The 21423-nt window shown below is 46.2% G+C and carries 21 protein-coding genes; 8 read left to right on the forward strand and 13 right to left on the reverse strand.

The features are described from left to right. Nucleotide 1: 1 nt before the first annotated feature. Entirely contained in the window at nucleotides 2-1543 is a 1542-nt protein-coding gene (locus AAHN97_RS23300; RefSeq protein WP_074241895.1) for a GH3 family domain-containing protein, read from the reverse strand. Nucleotides 1544-1629: 86 nt separating this feature from the next. Here AAHN97_RS23300 and AAHN97_RS23305 point away from each other — a divergent pair, with 86 nt between their 5' ends. Continuing rightward, a complete protein-coding gene (locus AAHN97_RS23305) occupies nucleotides 1630-2403 on the forward strand; it encodes an inositol monophosphatase family protein (RefSeq protein WP_343304512.1) in 774 nt (257 codons plus the stop codon). Nucleotides 2404-2406: 3 nt separating this feature from the next. After that, nucleotides 2407-3435, forward strand: a complete 1029-nt coding sequence (gene thiL / locus AAHN97_RS23310; RefSeq protein ID WP_343304513.1) for a thiamine-phosphate kinase — start codon at nucleotides 2407-2409, stop codon at nucleotides 3433-3435. Between the two features lie 45 nt (nucleotides 3436-3480). Here the strand turns inward: thiL and AAHN97_RS23315 are convergent, their stop codons facing one another. From AAHN97_RS23315 to AAHN97_RS23365, 11 genes are all read right to left on the reverse strand, one after another. Further along, entirely contained in the window at nucleotides 3481-5151 is a 1671-nt protein-coding gene (locus tag AAHN97_RS23315; RefSeq protein ID WP_343304514.1) for an ArnT family glycosyltransferase, read from the reverse strand. A 33-nt stretch (nucleotides 5152-5184) separates the two neighbouring features. Continuing rightward, a complete protein-coding gene (locus AAHN97_RS23320) occupies nucleotides 5185-5976 on the reverse strand; it encodes an amidohydrolase (RefSeq protein ID WP_343304515.1) in 792 nt (263 codons plus the stop codon). 73 nt (nucleotides 5977-6049) lie between these two features. Next, nucleotides 6050-6508 (reverse strand): regulatory protein RecX, encoded by a 459-nt coding sequence (locus AAHN97_RS23325; RefSeq protein WP_343304516.1) that lies wholly within the window; start codon nucleotides 6506-6508, stop codon nucleotides 6050-6052. Next, complete coding sequence (locus tag AAHN97_RS23330; protein WP_343304517.1) at nucleotides 6498-8840, reverse strand: ATP-dependent helicase; 2343 nt, start codon at nucleotides 8838-8840, stop codon at nucleotides 6498-6500. The genes AAHN97_RS23325 and AAHN97_RS23330 overlap by 11 nt, the downstream gene beginning before the upstream one ends. A 204-nt stretch (nucleotides 8841-9044) precedes the next feature. After that, nucleotides 9045-10586: a M28 family peptidase gene (locus tag AAHN97_RS23335; RefSeq protein WP_343304518.1), complete on the reverse strand. Its 1542-nt coding sequence runs from the start codon at nucleotides 10584-10586 to the stop codon at nucleotides 9045-9047. A gap of 138 nt (nucleotides 10587-10724) precedes the next feature. Beyond that, nucleotides 10725-11180 carry a ribose 5-phosphate isomerase B gene (gene rpiB, locus AAHN97_RS23340; protein WP_343304519.1) on the reverse strand — a complete coding sequence of 152 codons (456 nt, stop codon included), beginning with the start codon at nucleotides 11178-11180 and terminating at the stop codon, nucleotides 10725-10727. Nucleotides 11181-11210: 30 nt separating this feature from the next. Then, nucleotides 11211-12056: a twin-arginine translocase subunit TatC gene (tatC, locus tag AAHN97_RS23345; protein WP_343304520.1), complete on the reverse strand. Its 846-nt coding sequence runs from the start codon at nucleotides 12054-12056 to the stop codon at nucleotides 11211-11213. A gap of 615 nt (nucleotides 12057-12671) precedes the next feature. Beyond that, nucleotides 12672-13943: a hemolysin family protein gene (locus AAHN97_RS23350; RefSeq protein WP_343304521.1), complete on the reverse strand. Its 1272-nt coding sequence runs from the start codon at nucleotides 13941-13943 to the stop codon at nucleotides 12672-12674. A gap of 55 nt (nucleotides 13944-13998) precedes the next feature. After that, on the reverse strand, nucleotides 13999-14568 hold the full coding sequence (gene gmk, locus AAHN97_RS23355) for a guanylate kinase (RefSeq protein WP_343304522.1): 570 nt from the start codon (nucleotides 14566-14568) through the stop codon (nucleotides 13999-14001). Nucleotides 14569-14571: 3 nt separating this feature from the next. After that, complete coding sequence (gene murA, locus AAHN97_RS23360) at nucleotides 14572-15873, reverse strand: UDP-N-acetylglucosamine 1-carboxyvinyltransferase (protein WP_343304523.1); 1302 nt, start codon at nucleotides 15871-15873, stop codon at nucleotides 14572-14574. 5 nt (nucleotides 15874-15878) lie between these two features. Then, nucleotides 15879-16613 (reverse strand): DUF4290 domain-containing protein, encoded by a 735-nt coding sequence (locus AAHN97_RS23365; RefSeq protein ID WP_343304524.1) that lies wholly within the window; start codon nucleotides 16611-16613, stop codon nucleotides 15879-15881. A gap of 147 nt (nucleotides 16614-16760) precedes the next feature. Between AAHN97_RS23365 and AAHN97_RS23370 the strand changes: the two genes are divergently transcribed. Together AAHN97_RS23370 and AAHN97_RS23375 are read left to right on the forward strand one after the other, a co-directional pair. Then, entirely contained in the window at nucleotides 16761-17546 is a 786-nt protein-coding gene (locus AAHN97_RS23370; protein WP_343304525.1) for an SDR family oxidoreductase, read from the forward strand. Nucleotides 17547-17656: 110 nt separating this feature from the next. Further along, nucleotides 17657-18700, forward strand: coding sequence for a tryptophan 2,3-dioxygenase (locus AAHN97_RS23375; RefSeq protein WP_343304526.1), 1044 nt, complete (start codon nucleotides 17657-17659; stop codon nucleotides 18698-18700). A 42-nt stretch (nucleotides 18701-18742) separates the two neighbouring features. Here AAHN97_RS23375 and AAHN97_RS23380 read toward each other — a convergent pair whose 3' ends face one another. Next, nucleotides 18743-19210: an Lrp/AsnC ligand binding domain-containing protein gene (locus tag AAHN97_RS23380; protein ID WP_074241879.1), complete on the reverse strand. Its 468-nt coding sequence runs from the start codon at nucleotides 19208-19210 to the stop codon at nucleotides 18743-18745. 448 nt (nucleotides 19211-19658) lie between these two features. Between AAHN97_RS23380 and trmB the strand changes: the two genes are divergently transcribed. From trmB to AAHN97_RS23400, 4 genes are read left to right on the forward strand one after another with little or no spacing between them, the layout of a single operon-like run. Then, nucleotides 19659-20366, forward strand: a complete 708-nt coding sequence (gene trmB / locus AAHN97_RS23385) for a tRNA (guanosine(46)-N7)-methyltransferase TrmB (RefSeq protein WP_343304527.1) — start codon at nucleotides 19659-19661, stop codon at nucleotides 20364-20366. Beyond that, nucleotides 20341-20538: a DUF5522 domain-containing protein gene (locus AAHN97_RS23390; protein ID WP_343304528.1), complete on the forward strand. Its 198-nt coding sequence runs from the start codon at nucleotides 20341-20343 to the stop codon at nucleotides 20536-20538. The genes trmB and AAHN97_RS23390 overlap by 26 nt, the downstream gene beginning before the upstream one ends. A gap of 25 nt (nucleotides 20539-20563) precedes the next feature. Continuing rightward, the gene (locus AAHN97_RS23395; RefSeq protein WP_343304529.1) at nucleotides 20564-20896 is read left to right on the forward strand and encodes an MGMT family protein; all 333 of its coding nucleotides are present in this window, start codon (nucleotides 20564-20566) and stop codon (nucleotides 20894-20896) included. 31 nt (nucleotides 20897-20927) lie between these two features. Then, the gene (locus tag AAHN97_RS23400; RefSeq protein ID WP_074241875.1) at nucleotides 20928-21371 is read left to right on the forward strand and encodes an IPExxxVDY family protein; all 444 of its coding nucleotides are present in this window, start codon (nucleotides 20928-20930) and stop codon (nucleotides 21369-21371) included. The last annotated feature ends 52 nt before the right edge of the window (nucleotides 21372-21423 follow it).

Consider the following 21423-nt stretch of genomic DNA (forward strand, 5'->3'; position numbering starts at 1 on the left):
GTTATGCTTTTACAGCAACTTTAGTTGTCAGGAATTGCTCCCAGTCCTTTAGCTTCTCGCCTTTCAACACTCTTGGGAATTTATTCATGGCTCCTTCTTTTCCTTTACAACGCAGGTAATCAAGAAATACCTGGGTGGGTAATATTTCTACGAATATTTCTTTCAGTGCAGAGGTCCTTTCCACAGCATAGTCATCATTCACCTCGCAGATCGTTTGGTCTATGATCTCTCTCACTTTATTGGCATCCACATCTACGGCATCCGTTCCAATATACCAGCGGTGTGCAAAGAGGTTTTCATAAGGAAGACCAGCCACCGTGAATTCACGGATATTGATCCCCAGTTTCTTTTGCACAATATCGATCGCCTTGTTCATATTGTCGATACTCATATGCTCTCCGGCCAGGCTGAGGAACTGTTTGGTACGGCCCACAATGGTGATCTCATGTTCCTTTACGGAAGTGAATTTCACCACATCGCCGATCAGGTAACGCCATGCACCTGCACAGGTAGATAACATCACAGCATATTCCACGTCTTCCACCACCTCATGGATCATATAAGATTTCGGATTGGGTTTTACTTCCCCGTCCGCATCAAAATTCTCTTCGTTAAAGGGAATGAATTCATAGAAAATACCGGCATTGAGCACCAGCTTAATTCCCTTAACACCCGGGCGGGCCTGGAAACCGAAAGAACCTTCAGAGGCCATATAGGTCTCAATGAAGTTGATAGGTTTACCCAGGAGTTTCTGAAAACTCTCCCGGTAAGGTTCAAAGCTCACGCCACCGTGAATATAGATGGCCAGGTTAGGCCATATTTCGTGAATATTTTTAACGTTATGGTAGCGGATGATCTCTTCCAGAACAATCTGTACCCAGGCAGGTACTCCGCAAACCGTACCAACATCCCACTGCGGGGCTTTGCGTACGATCAGTTTTATCCGTTGCTCCCAGTTAGGTTTTTTGGAAATGTTCCCGCCAGGCTTATAGAAACGGCGGAACCATTTGGGAATATTTTTAGCCTGGATGCCACTCATATCTCCTTCATAATAATCCCCTTTCTCAAACAGGGAAGTAGTACCGCCCAGCATCAGTATCCCTTTTTCGAAGGATTTAGGGGGAACATTGAAGTTCACCATGGAGTACAATTGCTTCACGCCCACCTTTTTCACTGTCCGCAGCATATCCTTTGTAACCGGGATGTGCTTGCTGGCAGATTCAGAAGTACCGGAACTCAGGGCAAAATACTTGATCTTTTCAGGCCAGCTTACGTTGGCCACCCCTTCCTGGCATTTGTACCACCACTCACTATGCATCTTGTTATAGTTATGCACAGGTACCTTCTGCCGGAACTGGCTTACCCAGTTAGGGCTGTTGAGGATCTGCTCATAACCGTAATGTTCACCGAACTGTGTATGTTTGGCTTTTTCCACTAACCTCCGTAACACCTGCAACTGGTATTGACGTGGCGTCCCTAGTTTGAACGTAAACTGCTTTCTGATACGCAGGGATCTGGAAATTAGATTACCAATAATGGCCATTAATCGCGATTCAAGTTTTAAAATGCAAAAATAGTTAATTCGTATGTAAAACTCGGGAAGTTGGCAGAGCTTCGTACCTTTGCGCCATGTTAAAATCAACGTTACTCAAAGCTACACAAGCAGGTGCTAAAGTTTTAAAAGAATATTTTAACGGTACTTTCACTATTTCCTACAAAGATACGATCAATAATCTCGTAACGGAAGCGGATAAAAAGGCAGAAGCGGCAATCATTGCTGCTATTCACGAAGATTACCCGGATCATCATATCCTCAGTGAGGAAGTCGGAGAGCTGAAACAAGGCTCCAGTATCAAATGGATCATAGACCCCATAGACGGGACGGTGAACTTTGCCCATGGCATTCCCCTTTGCTGCGTAAGCATTGGCGTGGAACAGGATGGCGAAATGATCCTTGGTGCTGTATATAACCCTATCATGAACGAATTGTTCTTTGCCCAGAAAGGGTTTGGGGCTACGCTGAACGATAAACTCATTCACGTTTCCCAGAAAAAGAACGTGGCCAATGCCTGCCTGGTGACAGGTTTCCCCTATGAATGGGAAAATTCGGCCAATAATCCCATGACTGTGCTGGAACGCTTTGTGAAGCTGGGTTTACCTGTTCGCCGCCTCGGTTCTGCCGCAATCGACCTCTGCTGGGTAGCTTGTGGCCGTTTTGACGGTTTCTGGGAACATTCACTCAATGCCTGGGATTCCGCAGCCGGTTACCTGATCGTACAGGAAGCCGGAGGAAAAGTGACGGATTTTAAAGGCAATGCCTATTCACCTTATCAAAAACAGATCCTTGCCACTAATGGCCATATACATACAGACCTGTTGAAAGAAATTAACAGCATTCAATAACACATGGAAGAGAGAACTGAAATAGAAGACCTCGGGGAATTCGGCCTGATCGATTACCTGACCCGCAATATTGAATTGTACAATGCCAGTACTGTGCTGGGTGTAGGGGACGATGCTGCCGTAATTGACCTGTTCGGCAAACAAACCGTGATCAGTACGGATATGCTGGTGGAAGGCATTCACTTTGACCTGATGTATACCCCCCTCAAACACCTGGGGTATAAGTCCGTGATCGTGAACCTGTCAGACATCTATGCCATGAATGCCACGCCCACGCACATTACCATGAGCCTGGCTTTTTCCAACCGCTTCTCCCTGGAAGCCCTCAACGAATTTTACGAAGGGGTATATGCCGCCTGCGAAAAATACCGGGTAGACCTGATAGGAGGGGATACCACTTCCTCCCAAAAAGGTTTTGTGATCAGCGTTACCGCCATTGGCGAAGTGGCTCCTGATAAGTTCGTGAAACGCTCCACTGCTCAAAAAGGAGACCTGCTCTGCGTTTCCGGAGATCTTGGCGCTGCTTATCTGGGTCTTACCTTACTTGAAAGAGAAAAGAAGATCTTCCTGGAAAATCCACAGATCCAGCCTGATCTTGAAGACCAGACTTACGTAATTGGCCGCCAGCTGAAACCGGAAGCCCGCCATGATATCATTTCCTTCCTCGCCGGCAAAGAGATCATGCCTACTGCCATGATGGACGTAAGCGATGGTTTAAGTTCTGAGATCCTGCATATCTGCAAACAAAGCCAACTGGGCTGTGTATTGTATGAAGAAAAGATCCCGGTACACGACCAGGCCCGCGAACTGGCCATGAAATTAGGTCTGGACCCAACTGCCTGCGCACTCAGCGGAGGAGAGGATTATGAACTGCTGTTCACCATGAAGCAGGAAGACTATGACAAGATCACACTGAATGAAGAAATTGCCGTGATCGGTTATATGACGGAATTGACTGAAGAACCGCATATCATTACCCGCAGCGGGAATAAACATAAACTGGCTGCACAGGGATGGAATGCTTTTAAATAGTTCCTTTAAAAGATAAAGCCTTCCTGATCCGGAAGGCTTTATCTTTTACTCTACCGCCAGCTTAATCCCCTGGCTATTATGCGTAGGATCCATACCATGCACGGCAGATACGGCTATCTTTAAAACATACTTTCCCTTTACATCCGGCGCCTTCACCACTACTTCCACACTATCCTGCTGCAAGGCATCAGACAACAACAAAGTACCCTGCACCGTTTCCCGCCATTCTTCTTCTCCCTTCAACGCATACCCCACAAACGGCGTATAATCTTTATCAAAAGGAACTTTGTTCTCATATCCATTCTTCATGCCTAATTTCAAAGTGAACTCCTCTCCCGGCTGCACCTTAAAGGCTGCAACAGCGGGCACAAACTGTATCAGTGAATAAGAATAATACGGCGTATCCGTTCTGCAATACAACTTTCGCTGTGCAATCACCATACTATCCTGATCAGGAATATAAGGTCGGTGATTGGACACCAGCAATACATTCTTCCCCCATAATTCCTCTTCCATATGCCAGTAATTATACTGGCTCCTGCGCGCATACACACTATTAAGACTAAACGCCACACCGCCCTGGTAGAACATATATTTCGAAGGCTCCTGGTAACTGTTCAGAAAAACTACCGGACGCCCCTGTGCTTTCGCAGCCACCGCATTCGTCCATTCCCTGTTATGATGGATCTCCGGCCTGATCTCCACATTGGGCACAAAATCCCAGACCATATACACCCTTGCCACTAACACGATCAGTAAAGAGATCACCCAGGTACTCTTCAGTATCCGCAAAGAAAGCCCCTGCCGCACAGTGGCCTGATGCGTCAGTATTACCAGCGGCGCAAAGATCATCACCGTCCAGTTTGCTTCCACACGCCCCTTCAAAGTACTCAGCAGAAAGAACACCAATACCCCCACCAGGCTGAATTTCAACGCACGTTCAAAACCATTGCGCACCTGCGCGCGGAAAGCATTGTATAACAGTAACCACCCTACGAGCGGCCCGAACATCAATATCTGCCCTACGATATAATCAAGCGTGTAACTGATGTCGTAGGAAGAGGCATTCCTTTCTACAAGATGATATTGCAGCGAAGGGAAGTCATGTAAATACTGCCAGTAAATATGCGGGAAGAAAAGCACCGTGGTAATGAACACGGCAATATAGTAACGGTATACTTTCAGCAAAGAAAGATTGGAAAGCAGGGTGAAGAACACCAGCAATACCCCATGGTATTTGCTGTAGAACATCAATGCCATGCTCAGCCCCAGCAGGAAAGTATTTTTCCAGCTCTGGGATTCTATGAAATTACGGTAGATATAAAAGTACAGAGTGGCAAAGAAGATCAGCGGAATATCCGGCACCGCCAGTATCCCTCCGATCTGCATGGCGCCCATGCCGGCAAGGATCAGGTAGAAAACAATGTTGTTCTTCTGGGGCATCATCCTGTCTATCAGTAACAGGGTGAGCAGATTCAAAAGCACCATGCCCAGCCTTACACCCAATTCATTATGGAATAAAAGATATCCGCCTTTGATGAGCAGGGCTACCATGGGGGGATGATCAAAATAGCCCCAGGCCAGGTGATTGGAGTACACCCAATAATACGCCTCATCGTCCATCAACTCTGTAAAGCAGGCCTGTAAAATAGCCAGAAGGGCCCAGAGGGCCAGTACGCTGTTCTTGTACTGATTCTTGGTGAAAAAGCGGATCATAGCCCGCAAAGTTAGCTAAGTTCCCCGGTTAAATTAAGGGATAATAAACCGGTCTGCATCCTTCAGGAAAGGGAAGCGCGCACGCAGCTCATTCAGATGGCTACGGGAAAGCGTATAGGTAAATACATCCTCATCATGCGCTTTATGGTAAATGATCTCGCCGATAGGATCTATAATACTGGAATCTCCGCTGTGATAGATGTCGTTGCCATCATTGCCCACCCGGTTCAAACCTATAACATAACATTGGTTCTCAATAGCACGGGCTTGTAATAAAGCACGCCAGGGAGTATTACGCCTTTCAGGCCAGTTGGCCACATTGATCAATACATCGTAAGCAGGCTCGCCGTTCTCAAGAATGGAGTTGCGGGCCCATACCGGGAAACGCAGATCGTAACAAACAGACAGGTTGAGCTTCCAGCCCTTTACCTGCGCGATCAGGCGTTTGTCGCCAGCGGTGTAATGATCATGCTCTCCGGCAAAACCGAAAAGGTGGCGTTTGTTGTAAGTACCAAATGTTCCATTGGGCAGCATCCAGATCAGCCGGTTAAAATATTGACCGCCTTCCTCAATAATAAGACTGCCCGTAATGATCACGTTCTTCTCTTTTGCTTTCTGCTTCATCCACTGTACCGCACTGCCATCCATTGTTTGCGCCAGCCTTTCAGATTGCATACTGAAACCTGTACTGAACATTTCCGGCAGAATGATCACTTCCGTTTTTTCCTGGATGGAATTGATCTTTTGGTCAAACATCGCCAGGTTGGCAGCAACATCTTCCCAGTGTAAATTAGCTTGTATAAGAGAGACCGTTAAATCAGACATAAAGTATTAATTACTACAAAACGACTCCAAAATTACGGCGGTAAGGGTTAGAAAGTTTTAAATTATTCCCCCTTTATTCGCCTTTTTTTGCGATTTGTTCAATGGCAGCCCTTGCCAGCTCCTGTTCAAAACCTCTTTGCAGGAGGTATTGCAGCGTTTTGTATTGCCGCTTTAAATATTGTTCAGATCGTAATAGATGGTATTTCTTTTCAGCGAGTTGCTGCAGCGTTTGCATATATTCTTCTTCATCAATCTCCGCTAAACCTTTGCGGATGCAGTAATCGGAGACCTGTTTCTGCTTCAGCATCATACTGATCTTCTTACGCCCCCACTGCTGCATCCTGAACTTTCCACCGGCATATGCTTTGGCATATCGCTCTTCATTGAGGAAACCATCTTCCACAAGATGTGCAATGGCGTTCTCTATATCTTCACCGCGCAAACCCAGTTCCCAGCATTTTTCTCTCACTTCCACATGACAACGCTCCTGGTAAGCACAGTAGTAGCGGAGTTTCAGAATATCAGCCTCCATTCCTTATAATCATCAGCTTGGCGTAGTTCAGCATGATCTTCTTTTCACCACCGCCTTTCGGGAACATCACAGTAGCTATGCGGTTGTTGATAGCACCCTCCAGGCTGAGGATCTTACCGAAACCAAATTTCTGATGTTCCACATCCATACCTGCTTCCATTGTGGCAGGATCATCTGCCGTGAAATTAGCACTGGGCACATGATAGCCTGCAGGTGCAGCAGGTCTTGGTGTTGGCCTTGCTGAAGAAGAAGCGGAAGATGCAGGTGCACCAGGCCCGGCAGGTGCTTTCTTTTTATCGAACATATTTCCCCAGGAAGCGCCACCGCCACCAATGGGACCTGTGTTACGCATTCCGCCACCAGCATAACTGCGGTCAATGAATTCTTCCGGCATCTCTTCCAGGAAACGGCTGGGCTCATTCTGCTGCAGCTGGCCAAAACGGTAACGGCTATTAGCATACGTGAGGAACAAACGTGTTTTTGCACGGGTCACCGCCACATAGAACAAACGGCGTTCTTCTTCCAGTTCTTCCCTTGAGTTGATGGACATACCGCTGGGGAACAGGCTTTCTTCCAATCCTACAGTGAACACGATCGGGAACTCCAGACCTTTTGCCGCGTGGATCGTCATCAGTTTCACCACGTTGCTGTCTTCATCTTTTCCATTATCTGCATCCGTCAACAGCGTGATCTGTTGCAGATAGATACCGAGTGTTTTATCATCCAGCAACTCCCCGTCTTCCGTAGGCGTTTCCGTGAATTCCTTGATAGAGTTCAACAACTCCTGGATGTTCTCGTAACGGGCAAGTCCTTCTGTTGTTTTATCGTTGAAGAGTTCTTTTACGATATTGGTGGATTTACCAACCTGTACCGCTACTTCGTAAGCGTTGTGTTTTTCCAGCATCACCCGGAAGCTTTGGATCATGGTCACAAATCCGTCTATCGCTTCCAGTGTACCACCTTTGAAACCAAATTCCCTGGCACGTTCCAGCACTTCCCAGAAGGTCATGTTCTGATCATTCGCATAAACACTCACCTTCTCAATGGTAGTTTTACCGATACCACGTACCGGATAGTTGATGATCCGTTTGATCGCTTCTTCATCACGACTGTTCATGATCACCCGCAGGTAAGCGATGAAATCCTTGATCTCTTTTCTTTGGTAGAAAGAGAGGCCTCCATAGATCCTGTAAGGAATAGCACTGCGGCGGAGGTTTTCCTCAAAGGAACGGCTCTGAGCATTGGTACGGTAGAGGATACAGAAATCTTTGTTATCGTAATGATTGCGGAGTTTCTGTTCAGAAATGGTATCTGCTACTACCTTTCCTTCATCATTATCTGTATTTGTGCGGATCAGTTTGATCTTTTCTCCTTCATGGTTATCCGTCCAGAGGTTCTTTTCAATCTGTCCTTTATTCTTTGCGATCACTTCGTTCGCAACGTTGAGGATAGATTTGGTACTGCGGTAATTCTGTTCCAGCTTCACCACTTTCACATCATCATAATCCTTTTCAAACTGCAGGATGTTCTGAATGGTAGCCCCGCGGAAGGAATAGATACTTTGCGCATCATCTCCCACCACACAGATATTTTCATGCACGGCACCCAGTAATTTCACGATCTCATACTGAGCCGGGTTGGTATCCTGGTACTCATCGATCATGATGTATTTGAACTTATGCTGGTATTTGGCAAGTACTTCCGGGAAGCCCTTCAGCAGCACGTACATTTTATACAACAGATCATCAAAGTCCATCGCGCCGTTCTTGAAACAGCGTTTCGCATACATATCGTAGATCTTGCCGATCAGGGGACGGCTGGAACGTTGGTCTTCCTGCTGTATCGCATAATCATGCTGGTATTCTTCCGGGCTCACCAGGCTGTTCTTGGCAGCGGAGATCCGGTTATATACCATGTTGGGTTTGTAATGTTTATCGTCCAGGTTCAGCTCATTCACGATGGTTTTCACCACGCTTTTGGCATCATCTGAATCGTAGATAGTGAAGTCGCTGGGGTATCCCAGTTTGGGCGCATCGCTTCGCAAAAGGCGCGCAAAAACAGAGTGGAAGGTACCGATGTAAAGATTACGGGCTTCACTGCCGCCCAGGATCTTTTCCACCCTTTCCTTCATTTCCTTCGCTGCCTTGTTGGTAAAGGTGAGCGACAATATATTAAAAGCGTCCACCCCATTGTTCATCAGGTGAGCGATCCTTGTAGTCAGTACTTTCGTTTTGCCTGAACCTGCTCCCGCGATGATCATTAAAGGTCCTTTAATGGTTGTTACCGCTTCCCGCTGGGGTACATTCAAATCGTCTAAATAGTTTGCCTTCATCAAAATCAAAAATTTGCCGGCCGTAAAAATACGATTTGAGGGGCGGATCGCGAAACTTATAAATGCCGGAACCGGGAAAATCGGATCCAGCGCGGAATTCTATAAAAGCTGGCAACCAGGGCGACAGCCATCACCTTCAAATTACGGCTGTTTTCCATAAAGCAGGCAAAAAAAAACGCCGCTGTAACAGCGGCGTTTTTCAAACTATTTTTCATTCCTGTCTACCTTGATCCGGTCTGCACGATTGGCTACTTCCCAGGCAGTATAGAACACCAGTTGTGCCCTTTTGGCCAGCATGGGATAATGGATCTTATCCGGCGTATCCCCTGCACCATGGTAATCTGCATGCACCCCGTTGAAATAGAAAATGATCGGGATCTTTTTCTGTGCAAACATGTAATGATCTGAACGGTAATAGAAACGGTTCGGATCATTGGGATCATTGTATTTGTAGTCCAGTTTCAGGCCTGTTTGCAGATTCGCTTTTTCACTGATCGGGCGGAGGTCTGAGCTCAGTTTATCATCCCCTATGATGTACACGTAATTGGTATCCTTTGCATGCTCCGGATCAATACGGCCGATCATGTCGATGTTCAGATCGGCTACGGTATTACCTAATGGATAGATGGGATGATCTGTATAATAACGGGAACCCAGTAATCCTTTTTCTTCTCCTGCCACCGTCATGAATACAATAGTGCGGCGCGGGCCTTTACCTGCTTTTTTAGCTTTCATGAAAGCCTCCGCCATAGCAATCACAGATACCGTTCCGGAGCCATCATCATCCGCACCGTTATGGATCTTGCCATTGATCACACCAATGTGATCATAGTGTGCTGTAATGAAAAGGTATTCATCCTTTTTATCTGTACCCGGCAGCATGCCCAGCACATTGCTGGATTTGGTTTCTACTGCTGCTTTTTCAAACACCAGTTCTGTGATCTGGCCGCTGGCCGGAGTAGGTTTCGGTTTCTTCAAACTTTCCTGCAGCTCTTTATAAGGCGTGCTGAGCAATGTAGTGGCCATATCGCTGGAAATGAAATAGGAGTTGGGAATGTACTCCATCGTAGTTATTTCATCATTGAAATAAAGACCAGTTCTACGAATCCGGGAACCTGCGCGCCCGATCTGTGAAACATTGGAAGAAACAATGAACACTGCCTTGGCACCTTTGCCGCCAGCTGCGCGGAGTTTATCTTTCAGTTGCGCTTTCGGGAACAAAGGTTTCCCATCTGCATCTACCGGTTCCCCTTCTGCCAGCAACACAATCTTATCCGTAACATCCAAACCATCATAACTATTCATCTGCTCGTTACTGATGCCATATCCTGCAAACACAACCCCTGTCTGGGCCAAAGTCTGGTTTTTATTTTCCCGCAGGCCGGTGTAAAAATCCTTACCAAACTCAAGCGTTCTGCCATTGGCAACAATCTTTCCGGTAACGAGGGTATCCTGGAAAAGACTGAAAGGCTGCTCCCAGGAACCATCCACGCCGGCGGGTAACAGGCCAACACGTTTGAATTGTTCACTGATGTATTTCGCTGCTTTGTATTGACCCGGCTTACCTGTTTCGCGGCCTTCCATTTCATCGCCGGCAACGATATAAAGGTGTTTTTTCAGATCAGCCGCCGTGATCCCTTTTGCAAAAGGAGTCGCAGCAACCGGCTTCACCGGAGGTTTGGCCATCTGTGCACAGGCGGCAGTTCCGGAAGCTAACAGGCAGGCTATGATTGTAAACTTCTTCATCGATTGAGATTTATTTTCATAAAAGGGGTTTGCCCTTTAAAATTAAGGTTTGTGGATGGTGTTACCCTTACCACTCATCTAAAAAAAAGGGTAATAGTGGTGACTATTACCCTTTTCATATGAGGATCTTTATTATGCTTATGCGCAGGCGATCTTATTCACCCTGTTCTCGTGACGGCCACCTTCAAAAGCGGTTTCTGCAAAAATGTCCACCATTTCTTCTGCGGTTGCAGTATCTACAAACTTTGCGGGGATGCAGAGGATATTTGCGTTGTTATGACTGCGGGCCAGGCGCGCCAGTTCATCTCCCCAGCAAATAGCTGCGCGGATGCCCTGGTGTTTATTGGCCGTAATAGCTACACCGTTGGCACTGCCGCAAATGAGGATGCCATATGCATAGGCACCACTTTCTACTGCACTCGCAACCGGATGGGCAAAATCAGGATAATCCACAGAATCAGGAGAGTCCGTGCCGAAATCTTTTACCTGCACGCCTTTCCCTTCCAGATAGGAGATCACCTCTTCCTTATATGCAAAGCCCGCATGATCTCCTCCAATAGCCACCGGTAATGCAAGATTAAAAGTTAGTTCCATAACAATCAGTTTCGGTTAATGATAAATAAATTAAGACCACTCTTCTGCTTCTTTCTTTTCTTTCGCTTTGTAGGTTCTCGCTGAAATTAAAATACTTATTTCATACAGCAGATACAAAGGTACGAAAACCAGTAATTGGTCTAATACATCCGGCGGGGTAATGATCGCTGCCAGTATGAGGATCACCACAATCGCATGACGGCGGTAAGTACGCATGAAATCAGGTGTGAGCAATCCAAGTTTAGTGAGGAAGAATACAAGGATAGGCATCTCGAACAGGCAGCCCATACCCAGGATGATCTGGCTCATCAGCCCAAAATAATCATCAATGAAGAAGTCATTTTTGATCACAGATGAAACAGTATAGCTGGCCAGGAAGTTGATCATGAAAGGAGCGATCAGGAAATAACTGAAAGCAATACCCAGGAGGAACTGTAGAGAGATCCAGAAGATGATGCCCTTGGAACCCTTTGCCTCATTATCTTTCAGCGCGGGACGGATAAAACGCCAGAACTCATAAATGATGTAAGGGAATGCACCTATCAGCCCCAGTATAAATGCCAGTTTGAATTGCAGTGTGATCTGACCCGCCATCTTTGTGTTCTGGAATTTAATTTCCGGTGGCACCAGGCACAACTTATCTCCCATATTCAAAGCATGGCTCAGTTTACACATCCAGCTGTAAGTGGGAAAGTTAGGTTGTGTAGGCCCGAAGATCACATTCGTGAGGATCCAGTCCGTAAAAATAAAACCGAAGATACTTACGATCACTATAGCGAAGGCTGAACGTACCAGGTGCCAGCGCAATTCTTCCAGGTGATCAAAAAACGACATCTCTGCCTTGTCCTCATTACTCGAGAATAACTTCTTTAACATACACTATTATGGATCAGGAGCACAAATATAACATGTGCCAAGTGAATAGTACGCAGTAAAAACGCTGTAAGGTAAAAGAAAATAATGAGGGAGGAAAGAAGAAAGAGTTGGGACAAAAAAAAGAGCCAGCCCGAGAAGAATCAAGAGCCGGCCTTTCATCCATTGTTTGTTAACCCCAAAAAAGTTGAATTCGAGAATGTCTTTTTCGCTACTGCTTAAGTAATAACTTCATCCATAATGGCAAGCTATTAGATATAAGTTATAACCGATACAGAGCTTTTAAATTTCTAAAACAAAAATAGAAAGAAATATCGTATTATCAATGTTACAACAAAGTTTTTTACAACCTTTTAACAAAAATCAAATTATTGTGTTACGTATCAGGTAGTAAAAGAATTCAATTCGCGCCAATTAGTACTACTCATATAAAAAACGATTTAGCACTCGATATATTAGACAAAAAAACAATTCTTCACCGGTATATTTTTAAAGAGTTGTTTTCCAACTGCTAAAGAAATCACACCGTTTTTTCACGTTTTTGGCCGCTTTCCACCCTTTTGGGGGAAGGCGGCAACCTGACCAGTAAATGTATAGCAATTTTCGCGCCGGAATGGCCTAATTGAGGATTTTCATCTTCACCATTTCAATCCGCGTATCCGTAACATTCAGGATGTCGAACTCATAATCATCAATGATGATGCGCTCTTTCAGCCTTGGTATAGTTTCGTAGTGAGAGATGATATAACCAGATAACGTTTCGCTTTCATCCTCCGGAAACTCAAAGCCATACTGCTCATTCAGGTAATCCAGTTCCAACCTTCCTGAAAAGATGTACTCCTTTTCCGCGATCTGTTTTTCCACGAATTCTTCCACGTCATGTTCATCCTTGATATCGCCGAAAATCTCTTCCAGCACGTCTTCTATTGTAACAATACCTGCTGTTCCGCCAAATTCATCTACCACCCAGGCAATGCTGCGGCGCTCTTTATTAAACTTACCAAGCAGGTCTATTGCACTCATGGTTTCAGGCACCGCCAGGATCGGATGGATCACAGAACGGATATCCTTAGGATTTTTAAACATATCCAGCTGGTGCACATATCCGAGAATATTGTCAATATTATTTTCGTAGATGATCACCTTGGACAATTTGGTATCCATAAACTTGCGCCTGGCTTGTTCTATGGTACTGCTGATGTCCAGCGCCTCTATCTCTTTCCGGGGAATCAGGCAACCGCGGATCTTTACGTGCACAAGGCTCAGCGCATTTTCAAAAAGCTCCGTATTCAGCTCCTGGTTATCTCCGCCTGTATGCTGCTGGCTCTGGCGGATAAAATATTCCACGTCCACCCGCGCAAAAGAACTCTTGCCCTCCGTGATCCGCACATTGAAAAGGTATTTCAGGATCCACTCGGAAATGGACTCCAGCATATTCCCTACTATATACAGTGGTTTGGACAATACGGAAATGGGATGGGCAAAAAAGCCCAGTAAAGCTTCCGGACGGGAACGGAAAATGCTGCGGGGGATAAAGAACCCAAAGAACAGCACCAGCAGCGTAGCTACCGTAATTTCCACAAACAGGGAAAGTGCCACCATCTGCGCCATTTCGTTCTGCGTCCATACCAAAGCCCACAAAGAATCCAGCCAGCCTGCTACTAACATGCTATAGATCACAATAGCAATAGTAAGCCCTATAAGGCTGGTGGCCAGGAAACGGGCAGGATGTTCATTAAACCCGGAAAGGATCTTCCCGGTAGAACGGCCCTGTTTCCTCTTGAGTTCTATACTCAGCCTGTTCACATTGGCAAAAGCAGTTTCCATGCCGGCGAAAAACCCGGCAACAAGGATCACTAAAACCAGTAAAGCAATCGTATAAATATCCATCTAAACAAAGATATGAAATTAGGTGAGCCGAGCAACATCACCGGTTTATAACGGGTTAATCGGCCAAAAAGTTCTCTACCAGCACTTTTACCTCCCCGTATGCCTTATCCAGGTGCTCATTGACCACAATATGGTCAAATTGATGCGCAAAGGACAACTCATACCGGGCTTTTCCAAGGCGTTCGTCCAAAGAAGCCTGGGTTTCGGTTCCTCTTTCACTGAGGCGAACACGCAGTGCATCCAGGGAAGGGGGTTGAATAAATATCGTGAGGGCAGTTCCCTGGTATTTCTCCTGAATGGAAAGCGCGCCTTTTACATCTATATCCACCAGGGGATATTTTCCATCTCCCCAGATCCTTTCCAGCTCGCTTTTCAGCGTACCATAATACTTGCCGGCATATACCATTTCGTATTCCGCAAAAGCATGATCGGCTATGCGCTGATGAAAATCTTCCTGCGTTAAAAAATAATAGTCTTTTCCATGGGTTTCATCTCCACGCGGCGCGCGGGTAGCAGCAGAAATGGAAAAAGCCAGCTCCGGCATTTCGCTGAGCAGCTTTTTCACAATAGTTGTTTTACCAGCTCCGGAAGGTGCCGTAACAATGATGATTTTGTGTGATCCCATGATTTACACGCGCTTGATATCCGCGCCCAAATTACGCAGACGTTCATCAATATACTGGTATCCGCGATCTATCTGATCAATGTTATGGATCGTACTTTTTCCCTCTGCACTCAATGCTGCGATCAGCAATGCAACACCTGCACGTATATCAGGACTGCTCATTGTTATGCCTCTCAGTTTATGCTGGCGGCCCAAACCTATCACTGCCGCACGATGCGGATCACAGAGAATGATCTGCGCACCCATGTCAATGAGTTTGTCTACAAAGAACAAACGGCTCTCAAACATCTTCTGGTGGATCATCACACTGCCCTTAGCCTGTGTGGCAACTACCAGCACAATGCTCAGCAGGTCCGGTGTAAAACCAGGCCATGGATGATCAGAGATAGTTAAAATAGAACCGTCTATAAAAGTTTGAATTTCGTAGCTATCCTGTTGCGGAATGTAAATATCATCTCCTTTGATATCCATCTGGATACCCAGCAGGCGGAACTTTTCAGGGATGATCCCCAGATGCTGCACCCCCGCATTTTTGATCGTGATCTCACTTTGCGTCATCGCCGCAAGCCCAATGAACGAGCCGATCTCGATCATATCAGGCAACATGGCATGTGTGCATCCTTTCAGTACAGTTACACCTTCTATCACCAGCATGTTGGAACCAACCCCACTGATCTTTGCACCCATGCTGTTCAGCATTTTGCTGAGTTGCTGCAGGTAAGGTTCACATGCTGCGTTGTAAATAGTAGTAGTACCATGAGCCAGTACAGCTGCCATTACAATATTGGCCGTTCCTGTAACAGAAGGCTCATCCAGCAGCATATAGGTACCTTTCAATCCGCCGGATGTTTCCAGGCGGAAGTAATTATCGTCCGTATCGTAATGGAATTTTGCACCGAGTTTTTCGAAGCCGATCACATGTGTGTCCAGCCTTCTACGGCCGATCTTATCACCTCCCGGCTTGGGAATGTAAGCTTTGCCGAACCTTGCCAGCAAAGGGCCCGCCATCATCACGGAACCGCGCAAGCGGCCGGATTTCTTTTTGAACTCTGCACTTTCCAGGTAATCAAAATCAATGTCGTCTGCCTGGAATTCGCAGCTGGCGCGGGTAAGGCGGTTCACCTTTACCCCGATATCTCCTAAAAGTTCTATCAGTAGGTTTACATCCAGGATGTCCGGAATGTTGTTGATGGTTACTTTTTCGGCTGTTAACAATACCGCGCTAATGATCTGTAATGCCTCGTTTTTTGCTCCCTGCGGTATAATATCTCCTTTCAGACGGTTTCCGCCTCGTACTTCGAACACGCTACTCACTTGTTCCTATTTTTGTTGTATTTGTTATGCTTGTTACTTTTTCCGCCTCCGCCGCCAGAGTTACCGCCGCCATCATTCCTTTTGAATTTATTCTGCTGGAATTGTTTGCGTTTGCTGCTGGAACCACCACTGGCACGATATTCTCCTGCCTGTGTATTGTAGTTGGCGCCGCCGCCTGCAAGGTTGCTGCTGCTGGAGCTTGGAGCTGCTCCGCCGGGATGATATTGTAATACACCACCGGTGATATTGCTGAGTTCAGACTTGATCGCATCGTCATGCACACTTTCTTTGTGCCAGTTGCTGTAAGCCAGTTTCATGTAATTGCCGATCACCTGCGTAAACCCTTCTTTCATTTCAGGGTCTGTTGTTTTCAATGCTTTATCCATCACCAGTTCCAGGTTTTTGCCGAAGTGACGGTTACGCGGATACTTTTTAGGATAAGGCAATCTGTCCGGCTTGCGGTGCAGAGTTTCCCTCGTAGGGATCGGGTAGGGGGAGTCAACATCCAGTTTAAAATCGGAAACGAGGAAAAGATGGTCCCAGAGCTTATGCCTGAAATCCTCCACGTTGCGTAAGTGAGGTTGCAGCGTTCCCATCAGTTCTATCACAGCAGACACTTGCTGCTGGCGAACTTCCCGGTCAGGGATAGTGAGTATGTATTCGATCATCCGCTGGATATTCCTTCCATACTCGCGCATGATCAGATGGTTACGTGCGGTATTATATTCCATTGCTGTAGTTTAAATAAGATCCGTAAAGTGTTTGATTACCAACTGTTCCGGGTGCGGAAGAGCCCGTGTGTGCTTCAAGCTTATTGCAAACCTAATGAAAAATATTTACAAAACGTCTGTCAGCGGGTGATTGCTTACCTTTACCCTATGAAACTTTCGTTAGCGGGAAAAATTGCAGTGGTCAGCGGCGGATCCCAGGGTTTGGGACTCGCCTCAGCAAAGGAACTAGCCTTACTCGGGGCTTCCTGCATCCTCCTCGCGCGAAATGAAACTTCCCTCACAGCAGCCGTGGCATCCTTAGATGTCAGCCAGGGCCAGCAGCACAATTATTACGTGGTGGACTTCTCCAACCCGGAAAATGTGCAGGCCACCATCCGGGCTATCACGGATGCGCAGATCGTGAACATCCTCGTTAACAACAGTGGCGGCCCTTCCGGAGGCCCCATCCTTGCTGCGGAAGGTGGTGCTTTTATGAAAGCCTTTGAAATGCACGTGGTCTGCAACCAGCTCCTTGCCCAGGCTGTAGTGCCCGGCATGAAAGCCAGCGGATATGGAAGGATTATCCAGATCATCTCTACTTCTGTAAAAGCGCCCATTAAAAACCTGGGCGTTTCTAATACCATCAGGGCCGCAGTGGCCAATTGGGCTAAAACCCTCGCCGGCGAACTGGCTCCTTTTGGCATTACTGTCAATAATGTATTACCAGGCGCCATGACAACAGACCGCCTGAAAAGTCTTTTTAAAGCAACCGCCGAATCCAGGGGCGTTCCCGTACAAACCATCGCGGATGAATGGAAAGCAGAAATTCCCATGCAGCGTTTTGGCGATCCGGCAGAATTCGGTGCCGCCGTTGCTTTCCTCGCTTCTCCCGCAGCCGCTTACATCACCGGCATTAACTTACCTGTTGATGGAGGCAGGATCCCCAGCTTATAAATTACCTGCTCAATGAATATCTGGAAAAACATCATCAAAAGCCCAACCTGACCATCGCCGTTTTACATCAGCGAAAACCAACTTATTATTTACACCCAACTAATTTTCACATGACAAAAACGGATGTGCATTACGGCGATTATTTGCAATTAGAAAAAATATTGAATGCCCAGGAACTGGAAAGCGATAAACAACAACTCCACGCACATGATGAGATGTTGTTCATCATCATCCACCAGGCCTATGAACTATGGTTTAAACAGTTGCTTTTTGAAGTGGATTCAGTAGCAGCGATCATGCAAAAACCGGTGAACGATAACTCCCCGGAGCTGCAAACCGTTGTTCACAGAACCTCCCGCATGGTCACCATTCTCAAACTACTGGTGCACCAGATCGATATCATGGAAACCATGACGCCCATGGACTTCCTCGATTTCCGTGATATGCTGCGCCCCGCTTCCGGTTTTCAAAGCTGGCAGTTCAAAGCGCTGGAAGCCAGGCTGGGCTTGAAATACCAGCATCGCTTCGGACAGGAATATTACATCTCCCAGTTAAAACAGGCACAGATAGACCTGATCAAACAGGCGGAAAATCAACAGTCCATTATCGACCTGCTCAACCAATGGCTGGAAAGGATGCCTTTCTTTGAAGAAGCAGATAACTGGACGAATTACAAACCGGTGAACGATATCAGCCATCCAACGGAACACATTTTCTGGGAAGATTACCAGCAGATCTATATTAACAGCCTTGCGGCCGCAGAACAAAGTAACCGCGATCAGTTCAATACCATCTTTACAAAAGATACCCCCGAAGCTGTACGCCAGCTTTCCCCCAGGGCCTGCAGGGCAGCCTTGTTCATTATGTTGTACAGAGGATACCCCATCCTGCAATTACCGTTTCAGTTGTTGAACAGTTTGCTGGAAATAGATGAACAACTCAGCACCTGGAGATACAGGCATATGAGTATGGTGCACCGCATGATCGGTTCACGGATCGGCACAGGTGGCAGCACCGGCAGGGATTACCTGAAAGGCGCACTGGACAAACATTACATCTTTGCGGATATTGCCCGGCTCACCAGCTTTTTGATTGAAAGAAGAAAATTGCCGGCTTTGAGCACTGAAATGGAGAAAAGACTTGGCTTTAAATAGGATAAGAGGATGGCGGGGGTTCCGCCATCCTTTTTTTATTTCTTATTCCACCACATTGATGGTGCGGGTAAAGCTTTCTTCTAATGAGATAAATGTTTCGGTGCGCTCGATCCCTTTGATCTTTTGAAGCTCGTCATGTAATACACGGCGAAGATTGGTAATGTCTTTGCAGATAATTTCAGCAAACATGCTGTAACTGCCGGTAGTGTAATTGAGGCGGACAATCTCCGGCATTTTGCGGAGTTCTTTGGCAACCGTGTCATAAAGCGAGCTTTTTTCCAGGAAGATCCCGATGAAAGCGATCACGTCATACCCGATCATTTTTAAATCTACATGTAATCTTGTACCTTTAACTATACCCAGCTCCTGTAGTTTCTTCATCCGTACGTGAATAGTACCCCCTGAAACGAAGAGTTTCTTCCCCAGGTCCGCGTAGGAGATTTCAGCGTTGGACATCATCTCGCTGATGATCTGGAGATCCAGTTTGTCAATATTCAAATTGTGGCTCATTTTGACAAATTGTTTTTGAATGTTTTTAACTTACATGCAAATATTTAAAAAATCTCGAAATTTCCAAAATTTTATTTAAAATATTTGCAAAAAATACCCCTTCTCTTTAGATTTGCATCATAATTAGTAACATTTTACTGTTCCTGATAAGCTGAAGTTGCTTAAAAGAAGTACACCACAGCCGAGAACTCAACTTTGTGGGGTGATGGAACTGGCAGACATGCCCTCTCGTCTCGAGGGTGGGGATAACGGGATAAACGTAGCGTAATGGGTTGACCACTAATCTTATTTGTGCTATAGCTAACCGCCTCGTGTAGGTTCAACTCCTACCCCTACAGCTTAATAAGCTCATAAGTTAATCACTTATGAGCTTTTTTTATGCATAAATTTTAAAAAAAGGGGATTTTTTTAGAATCAGGCGAAAAAATGAGCGAATTTTGCCCCTTCTATGGGACAAAAGAAACTTCAACGATTCGCAGAGATAGAAACTTTCCCGAATGTGCTTATCTATCCGGAAGGAATGCCCGGTAAATGGAAAGACCATTTCGGAAACAACCAGCCCCTTACGCTGGAACTGGCTTGTGGGAAAGGAGATTATACACTGGGCCTGGCCCGCTTATTCCCTGAAAGGAATTTCATGGGGGTAGACCTCAAAGGAAACCGCATCTGGAAAGGTGCCAAAATAGCCCTGGAAGAGCAACTCGGCAATGTAGCCTTCCTCCGCACACAAATAGATAAAATAGAAGATTACTTCCTCCCCGGAGAAGTAGAAGAGATCTGGATCACCTTTCCGGACCCCTTCCTCAGAAAATCCCGGGCCCGCCACCGCCTGACCCATCCAAGATTCCTGGCACATTACCAGCAGATCATCCAACCAGGCGGCACCATCAACTTAAAAACAGATTCTCCCGAGTTATATCATTTCACCCGCATGGTGATTGAAGCCACCGGCTGCACCCTGCTGGAAGATATTCCAAACGTTTACGCACAGGAAGAAGTATCACCATTATTGCGTATCCAGACCTTTTATGAAGGAATGCACCTGGCAGACGGCAGAATTATCAGGTTCCTTAAATTTGTATTGCCCGCCGCTCCCATTGAATGGAAAGCGGTAAAACTGGACCTGGAAGATGAAACAGCTGCAGGAGAACATTGATTTTTATTATAACGAGCAGGGATACTTCGTATTCACGGAAAAGTACCACAGAGAGCGTGGTTATTGCTGCGGAAACGGTTGCCTGCATTGCCCGTATGATTATGAAAAAGTCCCCGATGACAAAAAAGCCCATCTCCTTGCCGCCCGCCGTCAAAAAAACGACGAAAGCTAAAAAAGCAAAGGAGGAGCCTAATTTCATGGATACAGTGTATGCCATTGTGCGTAAGATCCCCCGCGGCCGCGCCACCAGTTATGGCGCTATCGCAGAATCGGCAGGCATCAGGCTCTCTGCAAGAATGGTAGGCTGGGCCATGAATGCAGCAGATAGTGCAAACCCTCCTATTCCCGCTCACCGCGTAGTGAATAGTAAAGGACTGCTCACCGGCGCACACCATTTTGCCACACCCACCCTCATGCAGGAATTACTGGAAAACGAAGGCATCAAAGTAGTGGATAACCAGATCCAGGACTTTAAGACCGTTTTCTGGGACCCGGCGGGTGAACCTAAAAGGAAAAAGAAAAAACCCTGAGAACAGGGCAAACTTAAATATCTTTACAGGAATGTCTGTACTAAAACTCAAATTAGACCAGGAACAGTTGGTGGAGGACTTTTTTGAGGACACCTGGCTGGCCGGGATCATGTCCCCCGCAAGGGACTATCAGCTTTGCTGGCAGATCAATCAACAGCTCGGGTACGATTTCCGCGTTAATAATTCCCTGGAGATCAAACTCAATAAACAGCAACGTGCCTATTACTTTACAGTACTGGAGTACGAAGAACCCACCAAATCAGCAGCGCATTATTTTTATAATAATCACTGCAAAGCAGAATTCCTGCTGCCGGAACTGAAACACGTGGATTACATCTGGCTTATCAAAGGAAACTACTACCAGGCAGCAGACGTCAAGAACCTGATAGAAGAATGCAGAAAGGTGGAACTCGTGCAACTGGTGTCGCTGCTGGATATGAAGGATATAAAAAATAAGATCAACCTGATATTTTGATCTTTTATTAATAATCATGTGGACGTAACCCTGAACACACACAAACCCTGTT

Origin of the sequence: Chitinophaga niabensis (assembly GCF_039545795.1) — a bacterium.
GTDB classification, from domain to species: Bacteria; Bacteroidota; Bacteroidia; order Chitinophagales; family Chitinophagaceae; genus Chitinophaga; species Chitinophaga niabensis_B.